The sequence below is a fragment of the Ruegeria sp. C10 genome (assembly GCF_056537805.1).
On record NZ_JBQFSC010000001.1, the window covers coordinates 1447702 to 1473075 of the forward strand.

The window sequence follows — 25374 nt, forward strand, 5'->3', positions numbered from 1 at the left end:
ATTGCGCCTCGTTCACCTCACAAAACCCCTCTGGTTTTCACAGCGGCGCGAGGGGGTCTTCGCGCCGGGCCAAAATTACCTATTGTTTGACCAGACCCGCAGTTCGGGTGACCAGAAACCGTAAGGACATGAGGACCAATCACATGAAACGCTTTGCGCTGACCCTTGCCGCGACGATGGCTTTTGCCGTGCCCGCGTTCGCCGGAGAACAATATGTTGATGGCACCGGATTTGCCGTATCGGGATACGACGTTGTTGCTTACCGCAGCCTGGATCAGGTTCCTGTAGGCCAGTCGCAACCCGAGGCTGTTCGCGGTCGGGCCGACATCACCGCAGACTATAATGGTGTTACCTGGGCGTTTGCGACCGAAGAGAACCGTGACAAGTTTCTGGAAAACCCGGCCTTTTACGCACCGCAATATGATGGCCATTGTGCATACGGCGTGTCGAAAGGCGGCAAGGTTCCGGGCAACCCAAATCTGTGGCGTATTGTCGATGACAAGCTCTATCTGAACATCACTGATGTTGTTGTTGGTTTCTGGGAAGAGGATGTTCCGGCCAACATCGACCTGGCGGAAGGCAACTGGCCCGGAATCGAAGGGGATGCCGCTTCGACCAGCGTGATCCCGAAATTCACATCAGAAGGCCCGATTTCCAACTGATTCCGATTAATGAAAGAAAGCCCGGCCACTAAGGCCGGGCTTTTTTCGCTGGCGGGTTCTCTCACCCCGCCAACTCGAACATATCCCGCATGTGTTGATCCGCTTCGAACCGTATTGTTACACTCTTGGCACCGGGAAATTTCCTCTCGCGTATCGGGTCAGGAATGACAATCTCACCGGAGCCCGAGCCCTTGGACCGAAAGGTCAGAATCTCTGTTTCTGACTTGCGGTAGCCGGAAAGGACCGAGGTTGGCAATGCAACGCGGTTAGACCCTTCGCAGACTGACGATGCAACGAAGTAGGTAAGATCGCGCCCGAAGCATCCGATTGCATCAGGAACATGGTCCGAAGATTCGCGGGCGCTTTTGGCGGCGTCCGGTTCACCTAGTTCCGATAAATCCTTCAGCGCGCGTTCGGGTTTTAACAGATCGTGACAAGCTTTGATTTCATCTGCGGCCAGTTCGATTACGCGTTTCTTCAGACGAGGACGACGCGGTGTAGAAGAATCTAAACCGTTTTTGCGTGTCATCCCTTCTTTACGCAAAAAATCATAGGCTGATTTAGCATCCGAAAAACCGGAATAATCACCGTCGGTATGATCAGGATGATCGTGGAACGCGATTTTGCGCCAGGCTTCACGAATCTCGTTTGCATTTGCATTTGGGGGCAGACCAAGAACCTGCAACGCTTCGGCCCGAGCCTGTACCTTGCTCACTGGCTTCATACTCAAAACACTCATTAAAACTACAACGGGGTCAGATTGCCATTGATCACATTTTTGTCAAATTTTTTCAGGAATTAGACTGAGGTAGGGCAACAGTTGACGGGTGCATATCGAGATTGTCGCCTGCGCAGCGGTTGTCGCAAATGAGCATGGCAGACGACTGCCATGCCCGGCGATACAGGGCAAACGCAAAAACTGTGGGATCAGGCGACGTTCTGCAATTCGGCCTGGGGTGTAATGCCCAGGGCAAAGCAGACATCCCGAGTAAGCTCAGGTCGGTTGAGCGTATAGAAATGCAGTTTGTCCACGCCGCCTTCTATCAGGTCCGAGCAGAGTTCGGTGCATAGCGCCGTCGCCAGAAGATCTTCGCGATCGTCCCGGATTGCTTTGTCAAATGCGTTCTCGATCCAGTCGGGAATGTGGGCGCCACAGCGTTTTGCAAAGTTACGCGCACCCTTCCAGTTCTCGATTGGAAGAATGCCCGGTACGATAGGCTTGTCGATCCCCGCTTTTTCGCAGGCATCGCGAAACCGGAAGAAGGTTTCAGCCTCGAAGAAGAATTGGGTCAACGCCTCGTCCGCGCCCGCATCTAGCTTGGCCTTTAACCAATCCACATCAGCGCGGGCATTGCTTGCTTCGGGATGTTTGTCCGGATAAGCGCCGACACGGATGCTGAACATCTCGGTCTCGGCCAGTGCAGAAATCAATTCTACCGAGTTGGTGAAACCATCAGGGTGGGGGGCGAACCGGTCTTGACCTTTAGGTGGGTCGCCACGCAGGGCAACGATATCCTGAACGCCTGCGCGCGCGAATGTGTCTGCGATCTCAAGCGTCTCCTGACGCGAGGCATCGACACAGGTCAGATGCGCAGCAACAGGCAGCCCCGAGGATTTGTGTAAGGTTGCAACTGCATCACGCGTCAACTCACGTGTTGTACCACCAGCACCATAAGTCACCGATACAAACCGCGGGTTCAGCGGCGCCAAGGTCTGGACCGTATCCCAAAGGCGAAACGAGGCCTCCAGAGTCTGCGGCGGAAAGAACTCGAATGAAATCTCAGGCTTGGTCATGGTGGCCTCGTAGCTGTCATTTATGCCCTTGTGCCATCAGATGCATTGTGAGACAAACTCATATTGTTCAACAACAACATGAGTTGCGTGAGTAATGCATATCGAATTTCGCCATTTACGGACGATCAAAGCCATCCACGAATGCGGTGGGCTTGCGCGTGCAGCTGATCAGCTAAACATCACGCAATCCGCACTAAGTCACCAGATCAAGGGGTTGGAAGATCAGGCCGGGGTCGAGCTGTTTTTACGTCGATCCAAGCCGATGAAGTTGTCGGCAGCTGGTTTGCGGCTGCTGCGGCTCGCTGAACAAATTCTGCCTCAGGTCGAGGCGATGCAGGATGAGTTTTCATCGCTGCGCGACGGTCGCACCGGTCGGATGCACATTGCGATCGAATGTCACGCTTGTTTCGAGTGGCTGTTTCCGGTGCTTGAAGCTTTCCGTAAATCCTGGTCAGACGTTGATGTGGATATCCGCCCGGGCCTTGCATTCGACGCGTTGCCCGCCTTGCAGAAGGAAGAGGTTGATCTGGTGGTGTCCTCTGACCCCGAAGATCTGCCGGGTGTCGAATTTGTCGAACTCTTTGACTATCAGGCCGTATTTGTCGCGGCGTCTTCGCATCCATTGGCTGAAAAGCCCTATATCGAAGCTGAAGATTTCCGAGGTCAGACACTGATTACCTACCCGGTCGAACGAACCCGGTTGGATGTTTTCAGTCAGTTGCTGATCCCGGCCCGGGTCGAGCCGGCCTCGGTCCGGCAGGTCGAACTGACCGCAGTAATATTGTTGTTGGTCGCCTCGAACCGGGGCATCTCAGTTCTGCCCGATTGGGTGGTGCGCGAAGTGAAGTACAACTCTGATTATGTCACACGTCCTCTGACCAAGCAGGGCGTTACCCGCGGACTATACGCTGCAGTGCGTTGCGACGACCTTGAAAAGCCCTTTGTACAAGAGTTGGTAGAACTCGCACGAGCCGAAGCACACAAGCTGCAGGCACAGTAGCCTGCAGCATGCATGGAATTAACTTGTTAAACCAAGCCAGAAAACTCTTCAACAACACGGCTTCAATTTTACTAGCAAGCTCCGTAGCACCGTCGAAAGACCTCCTTGTCAAGCGCGGTTACCAGAACGCATACTCCGCTGGGTACAGGGCCAATAAAGCAAATCTTTAAACAAGCTTTCACTACCGTCCCATCGGGAATCCAGCCCGGCACTTTGAAGCATTCCTCAATGTCCACAATTGGAATTTTCAGACAAACTTTTCCATCTTCGACGGTTACCGAAATGCAGACTTCACCTACAATGAGCGGAGAAGCACCAAGCACTGCGTCCTTTGATGAACGCGCTGCTATGTTTTGTTCATCAAAATTGGCGCGCCCAGTTTCGATAAGTTGGTCAATTTCTCTTTGGGGAAACTCGTGATACGTAGCCATATGAGATCTCCTTAGAATTGCATCACAGTGATTTGTGCGAGTTCAATGTGCGGGCTGGCAGACGGACCAGAGCGATTCGACCTCCAGCGCGGATCAACAATTGCCTAACGACGAATAGCTGTCAGTGTCCAATTTCACATTGAACATCATTCCTCTTGGCAAGGGCGCGTTGCCCCAGTATACGCGCGGCTTGACCGGACAGGAGCCTTTGGAAAATGGTTGGCAGTGCAAATCTCAACATCATGATCAAGGCCGCGCGAAAGGCGGGGCGTTCTCTGGTCAAGGATTTTCGTGAAGTCGAGAACCTGCAGGTGTCGATGAAAGGTGCGGGCGACTTTGTGTCGAAGGCCGATATCGCGGCCGAAGCCATCCTGAAAGAGGAATTGCTGGGTGCCCGTCCGACCTATGGTTGGCTGGCCGAAGAGGGCGGCGCGATTGACGGCGAAGACCCGACTCGTCGCTGGATCGTCGACCCGCTGGATGGGACAACCAACTTCCTGCACGGGCTGCCGCACTGGGCCGTTTCAATCGCGTTGGAACATAAGGGCAAGATCGTTTCGGGTGTGATCTATGACCCTGCCAAGGATGAGATGTTCTTTGCTGAAAAAGGCGAAGGTGCGTGGATGAACGACATGCGCATCCGTGTGTCGGGCCGCCATCGCATGATCGAGTCGATCTTCGCGACAGGTCTGCCATTCGGTGGCCGTTCGGATCTGCCTGCGACCTTGCAGGACCTCGCCCGTCTGATGCCTGCCTGTGCCGGTGTTCGTCGCTGGGGTGCTGCCGCGCTGGACATGGCCTATGTGGCCGCCGGTCGTTACGAAGGCTTTTGGGAGCGTCGCCTAAACGCCTGGGATCTGGCCGCAGGCATCATCATCGTGAAAGAGGCGGGCGGCTTTGTTCAGGCGCTGAACCCCGAAGGCAGCGTGCTTGAGGATGGCGAAGTGATCTGCGCCAATGAACCGATCTTTGACAATTTCGCAAAGGTAATTCGGGGCTGATATTCAACCCCGGTCATTTGATCATGGTACGCGCGTCCGGTCCGGGCGCGCGTTTTGGTTTAGAAGTCGACCTCGATCGCGATCCCTTGCTGGACCGCCAGATCAACTGCCGCGCTGGCAACCGCAAGATCTTGCAGCCCCACGCCAGTACCGTCGAACACGGTCACCTCAGCCTCGGATACACGTCCGGGATGGGTGCCGTTGATGACCTCTCCGATCTGCCGGATTTCGCCTTCGGTTTTGGTTCCGGCAGCCACGGCATGCTGGCTTTCACCAAGTGTCACGGCCTGCGCGACCTCGTCGGTAAAGACGCTTGCCCGCGCGATCAGGTCTGTGGCGACCTCTTGCTTGCCGACGGTATCGGTGCCCATGCAGGCGATGTGTGTGCCGTCGGAGACGTGCTCGGACATCAGTGTTGGCGCGAAGGAGGAGGTGATGGTGACAATCACGTCCGCCTGCACCATGCCGGGCAGATCCACAGCCTCAAAAGGCAGCCCCGCTTCAGCCGCGACCTTTTCGAGATTTGGCAGCATTTCTGGATGCAAGTTCCAGCCTATGACTTTCTCAAAGTCCCGCTGTTCCAATGCCGCGCGCAATTGGAATGTCGCCTGATGCCCGGCGCCAACCATTCCGATCACCTTGGCATCCTTGCGTGCTAAATGGTTGATCGAAACCGACGAGGCTGCAGCCGTGCGCAGTGCGGTCAGCAGGTTGCCCCCAACGATGGCCCGAACGCGACCCGTATCTGGATCAAACAAAAACACGGTGGATTGGTGATTGATCAGCCCGTGCGTTTCCAGATTGTTTGGCCAATACCCGCCTGCTTTCAGGCCAAGGTTCATGCTCGCGCGATCAAACCCGCCTTTGAACCCATAGAGCGCATCCGCATGACCTATGGCCTCGCGCACGACCGGGAAGTTGTAGGCGTCCCCAGCCGCCATCGCGGCAAACACCTGCTCAACCGAAGTATAGCTTTCCTGTCGGCCTAACAGAGCGCCGATTTCCTTTTCAGGAACGATGATCATCGCGTTTGTCTTTCTTTTTGATGGCATTAGTAAGGGCGGTGCTAAACGCCCGCCCTTGCATTCATCTGTAATTCAATAGGCCTTGCCACGGGCAGAGACCGGCCAAAGCGCTTCAACCTTGCCGTCGCGCACACCGACGTACCAGTCATGAACGTTGCAGGTCGGGTCACAGTGGCCGGGCACCAGCCGCAGCTTGTCGTTAACCTTCAACACCCCATCCGGGTCGCCAATCACGCCGTGTTCGTCCGAACACTTCAGGTATTCCACATCGTCCCGCCCAAAGATGAAGGGCAGGCCGCTATCGACGGATTGCGCCTTCAGACCCGCATCGCAGATTGCCTTGTCCGCTTTGGCGTGGCTCATCACGCTGGTCAGAATGAACAAGGCGTTTTCCCATTCACCCTGATCGATCCGTTGACCGTCCTTGTCCAGAATCCGACCGTAATCAGCATCCATGAAGGCATAAGAGCCACACTGCAGCTCGTTATAAACGCCCGAGTTGCTTTCGAAGTAATAAGACCCCGTACCGCCGCCCGAAACCAGCTCGCATTCGATCCCTTCAGCCTTCAATCCGTCGACGGCATCCTTGACCATGGCGATTGCGGTATCCAGTTTTTCTTTGCGTGCCTCATACGTATCCAGATGCTGCATCGCGCCTTGATAGGCCTGAATGCCGTTAAATTTCAGGTTAGGGGTGGCCTCAACCGCCTTGGCGATTTCGATCACGGCGGGGGTCGTGGTGACACCACAGCGGCCCGCGCCGCAGTCGATCTCGACAAAAACCTCCAATTCAGTGCCATGCTTAGCGGCAGCAGCAGAAAGATCAGCGACGTTGTCCACATCGTCGACGCAAACGATTGTGCGTGCACCAAGCTTCGGCAGGCGCGCCAGACGGTCAATCTTGGCCGGGTCCCGCACTTGATTCGAGACCAGAATGTCTTTGATGCCTCCGCGCGCAAACACCTCGGCCTCGGAAACCTTTTGGCAGCAGACGCCGACTGCGCCGCCCAATTGTTCCTGCAGCTTCGCGACGTCTACGGATTTGTGCATCTTGCCATGCACCCGGTGCCGCATCCCATGTGCCTCGGCATAGTCGCCCATCTTCTTGATGTTACGCTCGAGCGCGTCCAGATCAAGGATCAGGCAAGGCGTCTGGATTTCGGATTCATCCATGCCGATTGCGGCAGGGATGTCATAGCCAACTTCGAATTGATCACTGTTCATCGGTTTGTTCATCCTGTTTCTCCTTACCCTTTCAGCCAGGGCAGCTTGTCCAGATCCACGTTGCCGCCGGTGATGATGACGCCGACGCGCTTGCCCCGGAAGGTGTCGGGGTTCTTAAGAATGGTGGCCAGAGGAACGGCCGAAGACGGCTCCATCACCACGCGCAAGTATTTCCAGGTGAGTTTCATTGCGTCGATGATCTCTTGCTCGGACACCGTGAAGATGTCGGTCACATTGTTCGACACAAAGTGCCATGTGTTTTCCTTGAGCGGGACCAACAGCCCGTCCGCCACCGTTTTGGGGGCATCGTCCGCAATGATATGACCCGCTTTGAAGGAACGGTACGCATCGTCCGCCTGCTCAGGCTCAGCCGCATAGATCGCCGTTCCTGGTGCCAGGTTCGAGACCGTCAGACAGGTGCCTGAGACCATCCCGCCACCGCCGATTGGCGCGATCACTGCATCCAGGCCATCGGTCTGCTCAAGCAATTCAGCCGAACATGTGGCCTGACCAGTGATAACACGAGGGTCGTTGTACGGGTGCACGAACTCTCCTCCTGTTCGGGCCTGCACCTCGGTAAAGGTCGCTTCGCGGGAAGAGGTGGATGGCTCACATTCAGTGATCGTACCACCAAAGCGTCGTACCGCGTCTTTCTTGGCCTGCGGCGCGGTGCGCGGCATCACCACATTGCATGGAATGCCCCGGCGACCAGCCGCATATGACAGCGACAGGGCGTGGTTCCCGCTTGAGTGGGTGCAAACACCCTTGGTCGCCATTTCATCGCTTAGGCCGAAGACCGCATTACTGGCACCGCGCACTTTGAATGCACCTGCTTCCTGAAAGTTCTCGCATTTGAAGAACAGCTGTGCACCGGTCAATTCATTCAGATAGTCCGAGGTCATTACCGGTGTGCGTCGGATGTGCGGCCTGATCCTTTCATGCGCAGCCTGTACGTCGTCATACGTCAGGTCGGCGACGGGGATTTGATCCAACATGACTGTCCTCCCTAAGCTGCGGCTTTTGCGTGGCTGGTTGAGCTGGCGCGATAGAATTCCTGCGCCGCAGCAACCCCGCTGCCAAGCTTCACCGGGTAGTTAAGATCGGCCATGGCCATCTCGACCGTGGCCAGCCCCGACAGGACCATAACATCGGTCAGGCTGCCCAAGTGGCCAATACGGAACGCTTTGCCATTCAACTCACCCAGACCAATGCCGAAGGATACCCCATAGGTGTTGAAGGCATGGTCAGTCAGTTCGTTGCTGTCGAAGCCTTCGGGCACAAAAATGGCGCTGACGGTATCCGAGTAGAGGTCAGGAGATTGTGCGACCAACTTCAGGCCCCAGGCCGCAGTCGCGCGGCGCACACCTTCGGCCAGACGGGTGTGGCGGGCATAGACATTGTCCAACCCTTCCTCGAACAACATCTTAAGGCTTTCGCGCATACCGTAGATCAGCTGCAAAGGCGGAGTATAGGGAAAGCCGCCAGACGCATTTGCCGACATCATATCACGGAAATCAAAGAAGGTGCGGGGCAGTTGGGCGGTATCCATTGCTGCCAGAGCCTTGGGGCTGACGCACAGGATCGCCATGCCGGTGGCCAGCATGAACCCCTTTTGCGACCCCGAGACTGCAATATCCACGCCCCACCGGTCAAACTCGAACGGCATTGAGGCCAAAGAGCTCACGCAATCCACATACATCATGGCCGGGTGATGTGCCGCATCCATCGCATCGCGCACAGCGCTGATATCGGAACGCACACCTGTCGCGGTCTCGTTATGCGTCACCAGTACGGCCTTGATTTCATGCGCTTTATCTGCGGACAGGATGGCCTCGAACCTGTCGGCTGGCGCGCCTGTTCCCCATGGGCATTCAACGATCTGAACGTCCAACCCGTGTCTTTCGCACAGATCGATCCAGCGATGGCTGAAGACGCCGTAGCGGGCGACAAGAACCTTGTCACCGGGGCTGAGCGTATTTGTAATCGCTGCCTCCCAACCGCCCGTTCCGCTGGCTGGAAAAGTGATTATCTGGCCTTCGGTGGTGCCGAAAACCTGTTTTGTGTCTTCCAGTACCGGGGCGAAGGTTTCAACGAAATCCGGGGCGCGGTGGTCTTGCGTCTGAACCTGCATGGCAAGGCGCAAACGATCAGGAATATTGGTTGGGCCTGGGATAAAGACCGGGTTTTGATGCGACATAACTCAATCCTCTGCTTTGGGCGCAAGTGTCGCTTGAACGGTTGCGTGTTGCAATTTTCTTGAAAAATATTTTCATTTCATCCGTTAAATTAATAAGATGCTGAAACGGATAGGAATTCAGTTTATCAAAATGATCTCGGAGAATTCCGGGCCAGAAAAATGGTTCGGGTTTTCGGGGGAAAGTCCGAAAGCCAGGTGAGAAATGGAAACGCAAAAGCGACCGCGCGGCAGACCCAAATCGCTGTTTAAAGAAAGTTCGGCCGGGACCATGCAATCATTGGATCGGGCGCTGGGCGTACTGACCACTGTTGCCCGGCTAGAGCGCGTCGCGCTAAGCGATCTTGCCCGCGAGGTTGATGTTCCGACAGCCACCACGCATCGCATTCTGGTGACACTGCAAAAACACGGGTTCGTATCCTTTGATGAGGAACGGCAAGAATGGCTGGTCGGGATCGAAGCCTATCGGACCGGTGCGTCTTTCCTGCGGCGCAACAGCGTTCTGGAAATCGGCAGGCCGATCCTGCGGCGTCTGATGCAAGACAGCGGTGAGACCGCAAATCTGGCCGTACCCGATGGAGCAGAGGTGGTCTTTGTCGGGCAGGTCGAAACTCAGAACCCCATCCGGGCCTTCTTTCCACCCGGTGCGCGGACGCCCATGTATGCGTCCGGTACAGGAAAGGCTATTCTCGCTGCGTTGAGCGAAGAGAGTTTAGGCAAAGTTCTGGGCCGGATTGATCCGGTTGCTTTCACTGAAAATACGCAGTTGCCCGCTTCGGGCCTGTATGCAGATCTGGCTGAAACTCGTACCCGAGGTTGGTCTTACGATCACGAAGAACGGTATGAAGGTATGTCTTGCATTGGTGCGGCCATCTTCAATGACAGGGCTGAGCCTTGCGCCGGTATCTCGGTATCCGGACCGACCGTAAGGTTCAGCCTCGAACGCGCGCCCGAGTTGGGCGATCTGGTCATGCGCGCGGCGCAAGAGATCACCCAACTGAGCGGCGGTAGGCTACCCAAGAGCTGACGCTTGATTATTTGCGCGGCACTCTGGGGATGCGTGATTGCGAGAGTTTGTACCTGTGTTCCGGATGCGGTGGATGGCCGTGGGTGCGGTTCCAGAACCCAGTCCCTCCGCGCTTGAGCCATAGGGGGATGCACAGGATCAAACCAACAAAGAACCCTCCGGTATGCGCCCAATAGGCAACGCCACCTTCATCGGGATTGCTGGAGAGGCTGCCAAGGAATTGCAGGCCCAGCCAGACACCCAGCATGATAAAGGCCGGGATGGTAAAGATCCGGATATAGACGATCAGAATCAACAGGATATCTACGCGCGCTTTTGGGAAAAGCAGAAGATAGCCGCCCATGACACCGGCTATCGCTCCGGACGCGCCAATTGTTGGCACCACCGAATCCGGTGCCGAAAAGACGTGAATCAACCCTGCTCCGATTCCTGCCAGCAGATAGAACACGAGAAACAGCACATGCCCCATTTCGTCTTCGAGGTTGTCGCCGAATATCCACAGGAACAGCATGTTTCCCGCCAGATGCATCCAGCCCCCATGCAGGAACATTGACGTCACGAGTGTCTCGAATCCATAGCCGTCAGTTATCCGGGCAGGAATGACCGCGTAGTCAATATAAAGCTGATTGATCAGCCGCGCATCCTCCATGACACCCACATAGCTGAGGAAGATCAGGATGTTCGCAGCCATAAGGGCATAAACAACAAACGGAGTACGCCCCGAAGGGTTATGGTCTCGGATCGGAAACATGGCGCGACGCTGGGCTTTTCGCCGCCCAGCGTCAAGGTCCGGTTATGCCGCACCTCCCAGAAGGGCGGCGTTGCCTCCGGCGGCGGTGGTGTCGACACAGACATGGCGTTCCCCCAGCACCCGAGCACGGTCGGGCTGCCCGGGGATCAGCGGGATGATCGGGCCATCGCGCCGGGCCAAATGCTGCTCGATCTGGCGGGCAGTGTCGTCGTCGCCCCACCACAGAACGCCCGAGAAACCGGTCAGGTTTTCAAGCCGGTGCAGATCCAGCATGCCCGTCATACGGATCGCTGTGCCGCCCAACGCTTTGACCGCATCCGCCTGAGCCTTGGCGGCCTCGTCCCCCGGACCCATGCACAAAAGCGGGGAGCGGGAATATTCGGTCAGGCGGTTCGATTCACCGGTGGGGCCGGGCAGCGATTGGGTGCTGGGCGTTGCAGGTTGCCCTTCGGGCGCACCTGGTTCAGCCGAACTGTCCCAGCGTCGCGAAGCATTCTGCCGATCAGGCGCGCAGAACCGTGCCATATAGTTCGGACCGCCCGCCTTGGGGCCGGTGCCGGACAGACCTTCGCCACCGAAGGGTTGCGAGCCGACGATTGCGCCGATCTGGTTGCGGTTGACGTAGATATTACCGGCATGGATCGCCTCGGTCACATGCTGCACCCGGTCGTCGATCCGCGTGTGCAGGCCGAAAGTCAGGCCGTATCCCGTGGCATTGATATCCGCAATGACCTTGTCGATATCTTGCGCCTTGAACCGGACGACATGCAGAACCGGACCGAACACCTCGCGCTCTAGCACCGAGATACCGGGTATCTCGATCAGGGTCGGTGCGATAAATGTACCCTCAGGAGGCGTTGTCATCTCCTTCAGTACCCGTCCTTCTGAGCGGGCCTGGGCCACGTGGTCCGCGATGATTTGCCGGGCTTGCGCGTCGATGACCGGGCCGCAATCAGTTGAAATCAGCCAAGGATCGCCCACATGCAAAGCGTCCATCGCCCCTTGCAACATGGTCAGAACGTCCTCGGCAATGTCCTCTTGCAGATAAAGACAACGCAGGGCCGAGCACCGCTGGCCTGCCGATTGGAACGCGCTTTCGATAATCGATTGGACCGCTTGTTCCGGCAAAGCGGTGCTGTCTACGATCATGGCGTTCAGACCGCCGGTCTCGGCGATCAATGACGTACCTGTCCGCATGTGCTGCGCCATTGCTGATCGGATTTTCAGCGCGGTCGCGGTGGAACCGGTAAAGGCCACACCAGAGACGCGTTCGTCCGACGTCAACGCCGCGCCCACTTTCGGCCCGCCCGGAAGAAGTTGCAGCGCATCGCGTGGAACGCCTGCTTCATGCAACAGTTGAATGGCACGATGGGCGATCAATGGCGTTTGCGGGGCAGGGGCTGCCAGCACAGCGTTGCCGGTGGCCAACGCAGCCGATATCTGCCCGGTGAAGATCGCCAGAGGGAAGTTCCACGGGCTGATGCAGGTGAATATTCCGGCGGGTTTGGCGGCAGGAATATTGGCGGCGTAGTAGCGCAGGAAATCAACCGCTTCGCGCAGCTCGGCTACCGCATCGGGCACGGATTTTCCGGCTTCGCGGGCGAGCAGGGCAAACAGCTCTCCGAAATGCGCTTCGTAGAGATCGGCTGCTTTATTTAGAATTTCAGCGCGCTTCTCGGCTGAGGCCTGCCATGGGCAAGCGCTGGCCAACGCCAGTTCCACGTCTTCGGGGCTGGCCGCAGCAACCGAACCGGGACGATCCAGTGGTTGCGCGGGATTGATCACGGGAGTGTCTGCCAAAGGCTGTGCATCATCCGACAGCAAAGGTCGGGCGTACCAATGATGGGCGCGGAAGGCGTCGCGCGCGATGTCAATCTTGTCTAGCGTCGGCGTATGGTGCAGATCAAAGCCTTTCGAGTTTGGGCGTTCCGGTGCGAACAACTCAGGCCCGGTTGGCAGCGGTTTGCTAGGCGTTTGAACGGCCACGAACGGATCTGCGGCAACGGTTTCTGGGGCGACTTCCTCATCAACGATCTGATTGACGAACGAGGAATTTGCCCCGTTTTCCAGAAGGCGACGCACCAGATAGGCCAACAGATCCCGATGCGCACCGACCGGAGCATAGATACGGCAGCGCGAGGTCCGCTTGTCGCGCACGATCTGATGCAGGGTCTCACCCATCCCGTGCAGGCGCTGGAATTCGAATGGCTGGCCGTCCGCCATATGTAGGATGGCGCTGACGGTATGGGCGTTGTGCGTGGCAAATTGCGGATAGATACGGTCGGTCATTCCCAGCAGCTTGCGGGCGTTGGCGATATAGGACACATCCGTCGCTGCCTTATCGGTGAAGACCGGAAAACCATCGACGCCCTCGACTTGCGCGCGCTTGATCTCGGTATCCCAATAAGCGCCCTTTACCAGCCGCACCATCAGCTTGCGGTCGTGTTGCTGGGCCATGTCATAGAGCGTATCCAGCACCAACCCGGCGCGTGGGCCGTAGGCTTGCACGACGATGCCGAACCCGTCCCAACCGGCCAGTGCAGGCTCTGCCATAACTTCTTCGATCACCTGTAGCGAGAGCGACAGGCGATCGGCCTCTTCCGCGTCAACGTTCAGCCCCATGCCCGCCGCCTTGGCCAGCAAAGCCAGCGCGCGCAGCCGGGGCACCAGTTCGTCCATCACCCGTTGTTCTTGTGCCAGCTCATAACGGGGGTGCAGGGCCGACAGCTTGACCGAGATGCCCGGATTTTCGCGAATGTCTTTATGGGTGCAAGCCTCGGCAATAGCGGCGATCGCGCGCGAGTAAGACAGGTGATAGCGGGCAGCATCGGCCTCGGTCCGTGCCGCCTCGCCCAGCATGTCGTACGAGTAGGTATAGCCCTTGTCTTCCATTCCTTTGGCGCGCTTCATGGCGGATTGAATGGTTTCGCCCAAAACGAACTGACGCCCCATTTCTTTCATCGCACGACCAACGGCGGTGCGGATCACTGGTTCACCCAGCCGCTTGATGGCCCCGCGCAGCGCGCCGACGGGCGAGGATTTGTCTTCGTCCAGAACCCGGCCTGTCAGCATCAACGCCCATGTCGACGCGTTCACCAGTGACGAGGATGATTGTCCCAGATGTTTTCCCCAATCTGACGGGGCGATCTTGTCTTCGATCAGTGCGTCAATGGTATCCGCATCTGGCACACGCAACAGCGCCTCGGCCAAACACATAAGCGCAACGCCTTCATCTGTGGATAGGCCGTATTCAGCCAGAAACACTTCCATCATGCCAGGCGACGTGCTTGAGCGGATGTCGCGCACCAGCTGTGCTGCAGCCTCACAAATGGCCGTTCGGTCGGCCTCTGACAGCTTGGCCTGAGAGATCAGCGCGTCCAGTACAGTGGACTGGTCGGCATAAGTCTGAGTGTCGATTTTGGTGCGTAGGCTGTGTGACATGTGTACTCCGGGGCTTTTGCCTAATATAACCGCCTATAGTCAGGAGAATGGACCGAATTTTCTCGAATTCTGGTCGAATTGACTGAAATATAGGAGCCTGATTATGCAAAACGACTTGTCCAGCCTTGATCGCTTTGACCGTGCGATCCTTACGGCATTAGCTGAAGATGGCCGCATCTCAGTGACGGACCTTGCGCGCAGGATCGGCTTGTCAAAATCGCCGACACAGGCGCGGCTCAAGCGGCTTGAGGCTGACGGGATCATCACAGGCTATCGCGCCATGTTGGACCCGATCCGTCTGGGCCTTGATCATGTGGCCTTTGTCGAGGTGCGTCTCACAGATACTCGTGAAAAAGCACTGGCCGAGTTCAATTCAGCGGTGCGCAGAGTTGCTGAGATTGAACAGGCTCATATGATCGCGTCCAACTTTGACTATCTGCTTAAAATCCGGACCCGATCGATGACGGAATACCGCACGGTGCTAGCCGAGAAAATCTCATCCCTGCCGCATGTTGCCAACACCTCCACCTTCGTTGCGATGGAGGCGGTGAAAGAAACCGGGTTGCTGGCTCCGCTATAAAGCAGTTGACCTAAACGCCTGATGGATCAGGTTAGAGAGGATGAAAAACGTACTTATCGTTGCCATACTCGCTGGTTCTGCCGCTCAGGCTTCTGCAGATTGCCCGATTGCGCCGGATCATATTTCTGGCGTCGACGCCCTGATTGCGCAAGCCCAAACCGCGTCGTCTGAGCGCGAGGCGCGGGGCATTTCGGGACGGATGTGGCAACTCTGGACCGATGCGCCGGACGCCCGATCTCAAACCCTGTTGGATCGCGGGATGTCTCTGCGCGAGTCTTGGGATTTGACCGGTGCGCTGGCCGAGTTTAACGCTCTGGTCGCTTATTGCCCGGATTATGCCGAGGGGTACAATCAACGGGCATTCGTCAACTATTTGCAGCAGGATTACGGTGCGGCCCTGATCGATCTGGATCGGGCCATTGAGCTGTCCCCGAACCATGTAGCGGCGCTTAGCGGGCGGGCATTATCGCTGTTGGGTCTCAAGCGGCTGGACGAAGCGCGAACGGCGCTGAACCATGCACTCGAACTGAACCCGTGGCTTTCAGAACGTGCCTTGCTTGCGCCGGGCGGGCTGCTTGATCCACCGGGTGAGGACATTTGAATTGAGACGAAAAAGCGCCCCGGAACCGAAGTTCAGGGGCGCTTTTGATGCAAGGGCTTGATTAGCCGACCAGCCCGTTGTCGGTGCGTTTGATCGCAATCACCGACGAACGCGGCGTACCGCCATCGGGCCAATTGCTGCCCGGATGCTGGATGCCAACAAACATGGTGCGCAGGTCGGTCGACCAGGCCAGACCGGTGACTTCACAGCCATTCGGGCCGGTCATGAAGCGCACAATCTCCCCGGTCACGGGATCGCCGACTAGCATCTGGTTATTGCCGTTTCCTGCGAATTCTTCCTCGTTGTCATCATTCCCGTCTGTCTGAATCCAGACCAGACCGGTCGAATCGATGGCCATGCCGTCGGGTGAGTTGAACAGGTTGCCTTCGTTCACATTTGCCGATCCGCCACGGTTATCCGAATGAACAGTTGGGTTTCCGGCCATGACATAGAGATCCCAATCAAAGCCAGTGGCCGCGTGATCTTCATCCGCTGGACGCCAGCGCACGATCTGGCCGTATTTGTTGGCCTCGCGCGGGTTAGGGCCGTTGACTGCAGTGTCATCACCCCCAGCATTTGGCTTAACTCCACGGTTCTTGTTGTTGGTCAGGCAGCAATATGCCTCGACCGCAACAGGGCTTGAGGCCACCCATTCCGGGCGGTCCATTGTGGTGCCGCCCGCAGCCGATGCGGCCATACGGGTAAAGATCAGAATTTCAGCCGCGTCCATGCCGGTTGTTTCCGGCGTCAGCGGCAGCCATTCGCCGCTCATGTCGTCATTGAACTTGGCGACATATAGCGTGCCGTCATTCAACAAGCCCTGAGTGTCGACACCGGGCGCATAGGCCGCGTTCGAGACGAACCTGTAAAGATACTCGCCACGTTCATCGTCGCCCATATAGACCACGACACGACCGTCCGCAGCCAGCGCGACCTCAGCATTTTCATGCTTGAAGCGACCAAGGCCGGTGTGCTTGACCGGAGTGCTGTCGGGTTTGGTCGGGTCGATTTCAACGATCCAGCCTGCGCGGTGCGGCTCATTGGGGTTTTTCGAGGTGTCGAAGCGGGGGTCAAACAGTTCGTAACCGTTCCAGCTTTCAGCCTTGATGCCATAGCGTTTCATGCCGTCCGCGACCTTCTGATCGTAGCTGGCGTTTTTGTCGGACGAACCAAAGTAGCCGTTGAAATTTTCTTCGCAGGTCAGGTAGGTGCCCCACGGTGTCTTGCCGGAACCACAGTTGTTCATGGTGCCCAGCGACGCGGTGCCTGTCGGATCGGCCTCGGTCTTCAGTAGGTCATGACCGGCGGCGGGGCCGACGATCTTCATTGGAGTGTTGTGGTGGATTCGGCGGTTGAAGGGGCTGTCCTTCACCACAGACCAGCCCTCCGGGCTTTCCTTGATCTCCATCACGGTCACACCCTGAATGTTCTGCAATTTCAGAACGTCATCGGCACGGGTTGGAACACCTTCCTGCGCGGCAGGCAGGTTGATCTTGCGGTTCGGGTACTCGTGGTTGATCGCAATCAACTCGTGACCCCGGAACGAGAATGTCTCCATCCCATCCGTATTCTCGCCAAAAACCTTGTCCGAGTTTTCAACCTTACCGCCATCGGTCAAATCGTATCCATCGGCCTCGGAAAACAGCGGATCGCCCCAGCGCATTAGCATCTTCCACTCATAACCTTCCGGAACGTGGACTGTCCCATCGGTCTGGGCGGGAATCGGCGTGAAGGCAAAGCGTTGTGCATCGACCGCCTGTGCTGAAGTTGAGCCCAACAAACCAGCGCCCATCGCCGCAGCGCCCGACCCAAATGCCACTACTCCTGACAGGAAACCCCGTCGCGAGATAGCGCTTTCAACCACGCGGTCGAAGTCGTGTTCATCCGGGCGGGGGAAGTGCAACTCATCCCAATCGTCGGCGGAAAGGGTGGTGAGATCGACGTCTGTCATGGATAGCTCCTGGCTGTCTGAATTGGGTTTTGGTGAACAGCGTATATTCACGTAACATGACAGTTTGTTTTCAAACCGCAGGTTGAGTTATTCTCCATTTCGAAAACATCAGTTCAAAACAGGCAGTTTTCAATTGCTCCGCTCAATTTGGGTTGGCTGAGAACACTTGATATCCGCCCTCGTTGGCGAAAATAAGATTGATATCCCAGCCCGCAGTCTTGAAACTGTCTTCGATACGACGCCAAAACGGTCGATCCAGAACAACGATATAATCAATCTTACGTTGCCGCCCCAACACATTAAATGCTCGCCATCGTTCTTTACCATTCGAGGGGGCAGTGAATTCCTCGTGAAATTTGATCGCAGAAGGCGATTTCAAGCCGACAAGATCAACGAACCGAATGTTTTGATTCGAGGCTGTCGAGGCGATTTTCCAGGGTATAAAGCCTGCGTCGTGAACACCTACTACAGAATTCGACGGTAAATTCTCAGTCATCCATTCCGCTGTAATAAGACGCTCTTCGCTACCCGATTTCCATTGTATGGTGTAGACTGGCCAACTGCTTGTCGCAAAAGCGTATACCGACAGGAGGGCACCGATCACAAAGACCGGGGCCGAAGAAACTTGACGCGCCGTCAGGACCGCTGTCCAAGATGCAATTGCAATTGGTAGCAACGGATACAGGTAGCGGAAATCATTGTGATACAGAGCACCCGGTAGTTTCAGAGCTGATGAGAGCACAAAAATTCCGAAAAAAGCTAAGGCAACCCAGCCTCCCCTAAGGAATGGTGCGAAGACCAAGCCCGAGAAAACCACAAGCAGATTGGTCTCGACCACGGCGCGCAGAGCGACCATCAGTCGACTAGAGAAAACTTCACCTTTCTCTGCAAAAAAAGCCTCTTTCGCGCCGGCAGTATCAGGCCAAACACTGCCTAGAAGCAGAACGCTCACAAGTGCCAAGATTATATAGGCGGATGCGGAAATGAAAAAAATCTTGACGCAGTACGCGTAGTTGATCGGCTTCACGACGATGATAGAAATGAACAAGAGAGCAGAAAGAACGTAAAACTCCGGTCTGATAAAAGGCATTATGCCAATCAATATCGATAGTGCGACGTGGCTATTGGTTTGGCGTAGAAAAAAGGCCCACGTGATGGCTGCCATTGCCATACCGGTCTCTAGGCCATTCATAAGGTGGAGCCACGCGAATCCTAATAAGAGACCCGCAATCGACCCAGATGCTGCAACAATCCGAGAGCCTGACACGGAACACAGTAACAACCATAACCCAATCATATATGCGCCGGCGCTTAGAACGCTCAAGGCCAAGCTGGCCTCTGGTGTAGTGGTGAATTGCGATAAAAAGGCCAGCACGAGAAAATGAACCAAGCTACTTGCGCCAGTCGGACCATCATTGCCGTAAAGATCTGAGCGCCCCGAAAGAAACAGATCCACGTTTCCGATTGTTATATAGGCATCATCCAAAGGCATCCATACGGGCGACTGCTGCGAGAGTGTCAACACGATCAGGCAAGTGAACACTAAGGCTGGGATAAGCATACATAGTGTTTTTCTCCAGTGTGAGTTAGATGCCGGAATCAAGTTACTTCCCTTGCGTTTGGTGGTGACCCAGATCTGTTTTCCATCGCTAATTAACGACCATTGAATTGCCACGACTTCCCTTTTTGCCGCCCATCTGAAAATTTCTTGAAGATCGTGTCATTGATGTCGTGCGCCGTATCTGAGGCTGAAAACACAACTTCGCGCTTGACGATGGTTGGTACATAAAATAATCAGCGCAAGCACTGAGCGGGTATAGCTTAATGGTAAAGCCCCTGCCTTCCAAGCAGGCTATGTCGGTTCGATTCCGTCTACCCGCTCCAACTCAGCCCCTCCATCTCTAACATTCCGGTCGAATGCGTCAAAAGGCCCGGATCGTGCCCCGAATTGCGCCCAAAGCTTGACCCCATTGTCCCACGCCGCCATGAAACGTTGATTGACGCCTGATAAGGGCTGCGACCAGAATACAAGGGCCAGATATGGCAAGAACACGCTCCGCCAATCCAGCAAATGCACAAGCGCCCGGCGCCTACGATGAACGGGCTAGGTCTAAAAAAATTGGCGTGCTGCGGTCATTGTGGCCGTTTATGAAGCCCTATCGACTGCTGATGATCGGCGCGACACTGGCGTTGATCCTGACGGCCAGCATGACGCTGACATTGCCCTTGGCTGTGCGGCGTGTGGTCGACAATTTCCGCATCGAAGATGGTGATTTGCTTGAATGGTACTTTCTGGCCGCCCTCGGTATTGCCGGGATTCTCGCCGTGGGTACGGGTATTCGCTATGCTTTGGTGACCCGGTTGGGTGAACGTGTGGTAGCCGATATCCGAAAGGCGGTTTTTGACCGCGTGATCGGGATGAGCCCCGAGTTTTACGAGCGCATCATGACCGGCGAAGTTCTGAGCCGGATCACCACCGACACAACGCTGATCCAATCGGTGCTGGGATCGTCTGTGTCCATCGCGCTCCGCAATCTTTTGATGTTCGTCGGCGGACTGGTGCTGATGCTGCTGACATCGGCCAAGCTGACTGGGATGGTGTTGCTGCTGATTCCGCTGGTGGTTGTGCCAATATTGGTACTGGGCCGCAGGTTACGGGTGATCAGCCGGGAAAATCAGGACTGGATTGCGGCGTCCTCTGGAAATGCCGGCGAGGCGTTGGGTGCGGTGCAAACCGTGCAGGCTTTTACTCATGAGGACGCCAGCAGGACGCAGTTCGGAGAGATGACAGAAACTTCGTACGAAGTTTCTCTGCGTCGGATCCAGACCCGTGCGATTCTGACCGTCATTGTGATCTTTCTCGTCTTCTCGGGCATCGTTGGCGTGCTGTGGATGGGTGCGAATGATGTGCGTAACGGGGTTATGACCGAGGGCGTGTTGATCCAGTTTGTGATCTATTCGATCATCATGGCGGGTTCAGTCGCGGCGTTGTCCGAAATCTGGAGCGAGTTGCAGCGCGCTGCAGGTGCGACGGAGCGTTTGGTCGAGCTGCTGAACGCTGAGGATACCGTCAATGATCCGTCGCAGGCCAAGGATTTGCCTGTACCCGTACGCGGAGAGATACGTTTCGACGATGTGACATTCCACTATCCCGCGCGCCCGGACGTCGTTGCGCTGGATCACTTGTCACTTCAAATCAAACCCGGGGAGACAGTGGCCTTTGTCGGCCCGTCTGGTGCGGGCAAGACAACAGTTATCCAGATGATTCAGCGGTTCTATGATCCCGATGCGGGACAGGTCAGTCTTGATGGGCTCGACCTGCGCGAGTTGAACCGTGACGACTTCCGTCAGCACATCGCGCTGGTCCCGCAAGACCCCGTGATCTTTGCCGCTTCGGCGCGCGAGAATATCCGCTTTGGCCGTCTGGACGCCTCAGATGCCGAAGTCGAGTCCGCCGCCCGAGCCGCCGCCGCGCATGAGTTCATCTCGGCTTTGCCCGAAGGGTATGACAGCTTTGTGGGCGAACGGGGCGTAATGCTGTCGGGTGGTCAGAAGCAACGTATCGCCATCGCACGTGCCATCCTGCGCGACGCACCGGTGCTGCTGCTGGACGAGGCGACCTCGGCTTTGGACGCAGAAAGCGAACGTGCGGTGCAGGGTGCGGTTGATAACATGAGGGCAGGGCGCACCACTCTGATCGTGGCGCACCGTCTGGCGACCGTTAAGAAGGCAGACCGGATTGTCGTGCTGGAAGCCGGGCGCATTGTGGCGCAGGGTACCCATAACGATCTGGTGGCGCAGGACGGTTTGTATGCCCGCCTCGCACGCTTGCAGTTCACCGACGGGGTGGCTGCAGAATAAAGTGACGCTCCGGCACATCTCGTTTCGCCGTAGCGTCATTCTACATATTCCCGGACCTGATCGCTAAGCCCTTGCTTGCGCATGGTGTGTTTTGCTTCCATCTTGGAGGTGACAAACAAGCCTGTGCGCGACACGGGAGACAGATCAGGGGAGGAGCCACATGGCCTTTGTGGGATTGGAAGACAAGGCGCGCATCGAGCAGGAGATGGCGTGGGAAGATCGGGACGTACCCGTCACCTTCCATCAACTGTTGTCGCGGACGGCGGGCAAGTTCCCGAACCATAAAGCGATCAGCTTTCAGTTGTTGTCCGGCCCGAGCGACAAGGCCGAGACGCTGACATGGTCCGAACTGCTGGGCAAAGTCAATCAGGCCGCCAACCTATTCCGTTCCCTTGGCATCGGAGAAAACGATGTGGTGGCCTATGTGCTGCCCAACTGCAACGAGACGCTGGTCACCATGATGGGCGGTGCGGTGGCCGGGATCGTGAACCCGATCAACCCGTTGCTGGAGCCAGAGCAGATCGCGGCGATCCTGCGTGAGACCAAGGCCAAGGTTGTCGTCACCCTGAAATCCTTTCCCAAAACCGATGTGGCCCAAAAGGTTGAAGAGGCTGTGCGTCACGCTCCGGGTGTCAACACGATCCTTGAGATCGACCTGAATCGCTATCTGACGCCGCCCAAATCCTGGCTTGTACCGTTCTTGCGCCCAAAGATGGGTGATAAAGAAAAGCTGGCCCATGCGGACTACAAGAACTTCCTTGATGAGCTGAACAAGCAGCCTAAAACGCTGAACTTTGAGGATAGCCAGGAAGATCGGGTGGCGTGCTACTTCCACACGGGCGGCACCACGGGCATGCCGAAAGTGGCGCAGCACAAATACTCGGGCCTTATCTACAATGGCTGGTTGGGCAACACGCTGCTCTTTGACGAGAACGACGTCATCATGTGCCCACTGCCGATGTTCCATGTCTTTGCGGTGCATGTCATCGTGATGGCGGCGGTGTCGTCTGGTGCACATGTGGTATTCCCGACGCCTGCCGGGTATCGCGGTGATGGCGTATTCGACAATTTCTGGAAACTGATCGAACGCTGGAAGGTTTCGTTCATCATCACAGTGCCGACAGCGATTTCAGCCAAAATGCAGCGACCTGTGGATGCGGATATATCCAGCGTTAAAACAGCATTTTCGGGATCAGCTCCGTTGCCGGTCGAACTGTTCCGTCGGTTTGAAGAAGCGACCGGCGTTACTATCGTCGAGGGCTACGGCCTGACCGAGGCCACTTGTCTGGTGTCATGCAACCCCGTGGATGGGGAAAAGAAGATCGGCTCGATCGGCATCCCGTTCCCCTATACGGACGTCAAAATCCTGCAGGACGGGCCGGATGGACCAACCGAGTGCGGCGTAGATCAGATCGGTGAAATTTGCATCTCGAACCCCGGCGTATACGCGGGAAATACTTATACCGAGACCGACAAGAATACGGACCTCTATCATTTCGATAAATACCTGCGCACGGGCGATCTGGGACGGTTTGATGAGGACGGCTATCTGTGGATCACCGGTCGCGCGAAGGATCTGATCATTCGGGGCGGACACAATATCGACCCTGCTGAAATCGAAGAGGCTTTGCTGGGCCATGACGCGGTCGCCTTTGCAGGGGCCATCGGTCAGCCTGATGCGCATTCGGGTGAGGTGCCTTGCGCCTTTGTTGAACTGGTCGAGGGGGCCTCGGTCACTGAACAGGAGCTGATGGACTATTGCAAGGTTCACGTCCATGAACGTGCGGCACAGCCCAAGCATATGACCATTCTGGATGAATTGCCGAAAACCGCCGTTGGCAAGGTTTTCAAACCCGAACTGCGCAAGCAGGCCATCACTCGCATCTACAACGGTACTTTGGACGCCGCAGGCATTGAAGCGCGTGTCGTTTCGGTAATCGACGACAAGAAGAGGGGTCTTGTCGCGCAGCTTGACGCGAATGGGTCTTCCGAAGACGATGTCTCAAAAGTGTTGGGTTCGTTTACCCGGCCATGGGAGTGGTCTGAATAATTCGGAGGAACAATGGACTATGAACGTCTGATCGACGAGGAGACCTGGGGTTTCATCCGGCGCACAGCCGAGAGCTATCCGGATGATACAGTAGAGATGTCCATTGCTGACCAACGCCGGGTCTATGACGCGATGTGTCAGGACTTCCGCCAGCCGCGCCCACCTGGCATCGAGGTGCGCGACAGGTCCGCCGATGGCGTACCTGTTCGCATCTATAGTGCCGGTGACCCCACCCGGACCGTCATCTATATACATGGTGGTGGGTTCGTCGTCGGGGGCTTGGATAGCCACGATGATGTCTGTGCGGAACTCTGCGCCCAGACGGGCTATCGGATCGTTTCGGTCGACTATCGGTTGTGCCCTGAGCATGTGCACCCGGCGCAGTTTCAGGATAGCTGGACCGCCACGAACTGGGTGGTTCAGGAATACGGAGAGCCGATCGTGCTGGCCGGTGACAGCGCGGGTGGCAATCTGGCAGCAGCCGTTTCGCACCATGGTCGGGGGCGGTTGGAAAATGTGCTGGGGCAGGTCCTCATATATCCCGGCTTAGGCGGAGATATGTCGCAGGGGTCGTATATCGAACATGCCAATGCCCCGCTGCTGACATTGGACGATATCCGGTTTTATGAGACTGTTCGGTATCAAGGGACCACGCCCCAGAACGATCCTACCTATGCACCGTTGCATGACGTCGATTTCTCGGGGCTACCGCCGACGGTGGTGGTGACCGCCGATTGCGATCCGCTGCGCGATGACGGGCAAGCTTACTGTGACCGGATCACAGCCGCAGGTGGGCAAGCACATTGCATCAACGAGGCCGGTTTGGTCCACGGATACCTGCGCGCCCGAACATCGGTCAGGCGCGCCGCTGACAGCTTTGAGCGGATTTCCGTGGCGATTGAGGCTTTGGGGCAGGGGATTTGGTCCTACGACTGAACCGCGTCAGGTCAGGAAGGGCTTGGCTTTCATCGTATCCGCCACCGGTGCGCCCATGCGCTGAAGTATGGTTGGTGCAAGCTGTAGCTGGTCTATCACGGTATCGGGATCAGGGCCTTTGGCCTCTCCAAAGTAGTAAAGCGCTGTTTCCTGCTGCAACGGGCTGCGCCCTCCGTGGTGGCCACGTTCGTCTTGTCCATGATCAGCCGTCACGATGACGTCATAGCCCAACTGCTGCCAGCGCGGAATGAACGGGGCCAGCATTTCGTCCATGACAAAACAGGCATGGTCCATCTCGGCGCAATCGTGGAAGAAACGATGCCCCATACTATCCAGTGTGCAGGTGTGCAGGATGCCATAATCCAGCCCAAAGCGCAGACACAGATTGGTCAGCGAGGCAAACAGATCGACATCACTGGGCGTCATCTGGTTCGCTTTGCCGTATCCCGTCATCGAATGAAATCGACCATGGTTGATGGTCAGGCTGTCGGGCTCGTCATATTCAACGTCGCGGACGTAGTCGAATGGGTGGCGATTGAAGAATTGAGACCAATAGCTGTGGGTGACCGCGCCGGTTATGCCGCCTGCCTCACGCACCTGGCTGAACACATCCTTGTGGCTTAGCCGGAAGACGTTGCCGTTGCCGGTGCAGCCATGCTCTTGCGGTGTGACGCCGGTATGGATCGACGCATAGCAACTGGCAGAGGTCGAAGGCAGTACAGAGCGGAGTTTCCAAACCCGGGCAGCACCGCTGTCGATCCATCCTTCAAGATTGCCAAACAGTCGACGAAAGTTGCGCCAGGGGACGCCGTCGAGGATGATCAAAAGCAGTTTGCGGTCCATGT

Annotated in this window: 22 protein-coding genes and 1 tRNA gene; 10 read left to right on the forward strand and 13 right to left on the reverse strand. The window is 56.6% G+C overall.

What is annotated here, in order from left to right; all coding sequences use genetic code 11:
• The first annotated feature begins 143 nt into the window (after positions 1-143).
• Positions 144-662, forward strand: coding sequence for a YHS domain-containing (seleno)protein (locus ACR0DE_RS06935; RefSeq protein WP_170392303.1), 519 nt, complete (start codon positions 144-146; stop codon positions 660-662).
• A 61-nt stretch (positions 663-723) separates the two neighbouring features.
• Here the strand turns inward: ACR0DE_RS06935 and ACR0DE_RS06940 are convergent, their stop codons facing one another.
• Positions 724-1386, reverse strand: a complete 663-nt coding sequence (locus tag ACR0DE_RS06940; protein WP_170401705.1) for a J domain-containing protein — start codon at positions 1384-1386, stop codon at positions 724-726.
• A gap of 203 nt (positions 1387-1589) precedes the next feature.
• Positions 1590-2456 carry a methylenetetrahydrofolate reductase [NAD(P)H] gene (gene metF / locus ACR0DE_RS06945; protein WP_170661853.1) on the reverse strand — a complete coding sequence of 289 codons (867 nt, stop codon included), beginning with the start codon at positions 2454-2456 and terminating at the stop codon, positions 1590-1592.
• 94 nt (positions 2457-2550) lie between these two features.
• Between metF and ACR0DE_RS06950 the strand changes: the two genes are divergently transcribed.
• The gene (locus tag ACR0DE_RS06950; RefSeq protein ID WP_170420656.1) at positions 2551-3456 is read left to right on the forward strand and encodes a LysR family transcriptional regulator; all 906 of its coding nucleotides are present in this window, start codon (positions 2551-2553) and stop codon (positions 3454-3456) included.
• Between the two features lie 71 nt (positions 3457-3527).
• On the opposite strand, the gene ACR0DE_RS06955 is transcribed toward ACR0DE_RS06950, so the two are convergent.
• On the reverse strand, positions 3528-3887 hold the full coding sequence (locus ACR0DE_RS06955) for a hypothetical protein (protein ID WP_170420658.1): 360 nt from the start codon (positions 3885-3887) through the stop codon (positions 3528-3530).
• Between the two features lie 215 nt (positions 3888-4102).
• Between ACR0DE_RS06955 and ACR0DE_RS06960 the strand changes: the two genes are divergently transcribed.
• Positions 4103-4888 (forward strand): inositol monophosphatase family protein, encoded by a 786-nt coding sequence (locus tag ACR0DE_RS06960; RefSeq protein ID WP_170392295.1) that lies wholly within the window; start codon positions 4103-4105, stop codon positions 4886-4888.
• A gap of 59 nt (positions 4889-4947) precedes the next feature.
• Here the strand turns inward: ACR0DE_RS06960 and bhcD are convergent, their stop codons facing one another.
• The 4 genes from bhcD to bhcA all read right to left on the reverse strand — a co-directional run bounded on the left by bhcD (position 4948) and on the right by bhcA (position 9334).
• Positions 4948-5913 (reverse strand): iminosuccinate reductase BhcD, encoded by a 966-nt coding sequence (bhcD, locus tag ACR0DE_RS06965; RefSeq protein ID WP_480752383.1) that lies wholly within the window; start codon positions 5911-5913, stop codon positions 4948-4950.
• A gap of 72 nt (positions 5914-5985) precedes the next feature.
• Entirely contained in the window at positions 5986-7149 is a 1164-nt protein-coding gene (bhcC, locus tag ACR0DE_RS06970) for a 3-hydroxy-D-aspartate aldolase BhcC (RefSeq protein WP_480752384.1), read from the reverse strand.
• Between the two features lie 11 nt (positions 7150-7160).
• Complete coding sequence (bhcB, locus tag ACR0DE_RS06975) at positions 7161-8132, reverse strand: beta-hydroxyaspartate dehydratase BhcB (RefSeq protein WP_480752385.1); 972 nt, start codon at positions 8130-8132, stop codon at positions 7161-7163.
• Between the two features lie 11 nt (positions 8133-8143).
• The gene (gene bhcA, locus ACR0DE_RS06980; RefSeq protein WP_480752386.1) at positions 8144-9334 is read right to left on the reverse strand and encodes an L-aspartate--glyoxylate aminotransferase BhcA; all 1191 of its coding nucleotides are present in this window, start codon (positions 9332-9334) and stop codon (positions 8144-8146) included.
• A gap of 202 nt (positions 9335-9536) precedes the next feature.
• Here bhcA and ACR0DE_RS06985 point away from each other — a divergent pair, with 202 nt between their 5' ends.
• A complete protein-coding gene (locus tag ACR0DE_RS06985) occupies positions 9537-10358 on the forward strand; it encodes an IclR family transcriptional regulator (RefSeq protein ID WP_480752387.1) in 822 nt (273 codons plus the stop codon).
• A gap of 7 nt (positions 10359-10365) precedes the next feature.
• Here the strand turns inward: ACR0DE_RS06985 and ACR0DE_RS06990 are convergent, their stop codons facing one another.
• On the reverse strand, positions 10366-11109 hold the full coding sequence (locus ACR0DE_RS06990; protein WP_480752388.1) for a rhomboid family intramembrane serine protease: 744 nt from the start codon (positions 11107-11109) through the stop codon (positions 10366-10368).
• A gap of 42 nt (positions 11110-11151) precedes the next feature.
• Complete coding sequence (putA, locus tag ACR0DE_RS06995; protein WP_480752389.1) at positions 11152-14550, reverse strand: bifunctional proline dehydrogenase/L-glutamate gamma-semialdehyde dehydrogenase PutA; 3399 nt, start codon at positions 14548-14550, stop codon at positions 11152-11154.
• A gap of 103 nt (positions 14551-14653) precedes the next feature.
• Between putA and ACR0DE_RS07000 the strand changes: the two genes are divergently transcribed.
• Positions 14654-15130: an Lrp/AsnC family transcriptional regulator gene (locus ACR0DE_RS07000; RefSeq protein WP_170392279.1), complete on the forward strand. Its 477-nt coding sequence runs from the start codon at positions 14654-14656 to the stop codon at positions 15128-15130.
• Positions 15131-15170: 40 nt separating this feature from the next.
• Positions 15171-15731: a tetratricopeptide repeat protein gene (locus ACR0DE_RS07005; protein WP_480752390.1), complete on the forward strand. Its 561-nt coding sequence runs from the start codon at positions 15171-15173 to the stop codon at positions 15729-15731.
• 61 nt (positions 15732-15792) lie between these two features.
• Here ACR0DE_RS07005 and ACR0DE_RS07010 read toward each other — a convergent pair whose 3' ends face one another.
• Both ACR0DE_RS07010 and ACR0DE_RS07015 read right to left on the reverse strand, forming a co-directional pair.
• Positions 15793-17682, reverse strand: coding sequence for a PhoX family protein (locus ACR0DE_RS07010; RefSeq protein WP_170647887.1), 1890 nt, complete (start codon positions 17680-17682; stop codon positions 15793-15795).
• A gap of 142 nt (positions 17683-17824) precedes the next feature.
• Positions 17825-19357, reverse strand: coding sequence for a hypothetical protein (locus tag ACR0DE_RS07015; protein ID WP_480752391.1), 1533 nt, complete (start codon positions 19355-19357; stop codon positions 17825-17827).
• A gap of 135 nt (positions 19358-19492) precedes the next feature.
• Here ACR0DE_RS07015 and ACR0DE_RS07020 point away from each other — a divergent pair.
• Positions 19493-19566, forward strand: a tRNA-Gly gene (locus ACR0DE_RS07020).
• Here ACR0DE_RS07020 and ACR0DE_RS07025 read toward each other — a convergent pair.
• Positions 19535-19729: a hypothetical protein gene (locus ACR0DE_RS07025; protein WP_170392271.1), complete on the reverse strand. Its 195-nt coding sequence runs from the start codon at positions 19727-19729 to the stop codon at positions 19535-19537. The genes ACR0DE_RS07020 and ACR0DE_RS07025 overlap by 32 nt on opposite strands.
• Between ACR0DE_RS07025 and ACR0DE_RS07030 the strand changes: the two genes are divergently transcribed.
• The 3 genes from ACR0DE_RS07030 (at position 19723) to ACR0DE_RS07040 (ending at position 24529) form a co-directional block, all read left to right on the forward strand.
• Complete coding sequence (locus ACR0DE_RS07030) at positions 19723-21543, forward strand: ABC transporter transmembrane domain-containing protein (RefSeq protein WP_170392269.1); 1821 nt, start codon at positions 19723-19725, stop codon at positions 21541-21543. The two genes, ACR0DE_RS07025 and ACR0DE_RS07030, sit on opposite strands and share 7 nt — an antisense overlap.
• A gap of 160 nt (positions 21544-21703) precedes the next feature.
• Positions 21704-23593 (forward strand): acyl-CoA synthetase, encoded by a 1890-nt coding sequence (locus ACR0DE_RS07035; RefSeq protein WP_480752392.1) that lies wholly within the window; start codon positions 21704-21706, stop codon positions 23591-23593.
• A 12-nt stretch (positions 23594-23605) separates the two neighbouring features.
• Complete coding sequence (locus ACR0DE_RS07040; RefSeq protein ID WP_480706815.1) at positions 23606-24529, forward strand: alpha/beta hydrolase; 924 nt, start codon at positions 23606-23608, stop codon at positions 24527-24529.
• Between the two features lie 6 nt (positions 24530-24535).
• On the opposite strand, the gene ACR0DE_RS07045 is transcribed toward ACR0DE_RS07040, so the two are convergent.
• Positions 24536-25372: an alkaline phosphatase family protein gene (locus ACR0DE_RS07045; RefSeq protein ID WP_480752393.1), complete on the reverse strand. Its 837-nt coding sequence runs from the start codon at positions 25370-25372 to the stop codon at positions 24536-24538.
• Positions 25373-25374 lie beyond the last annotated feature (2 nt).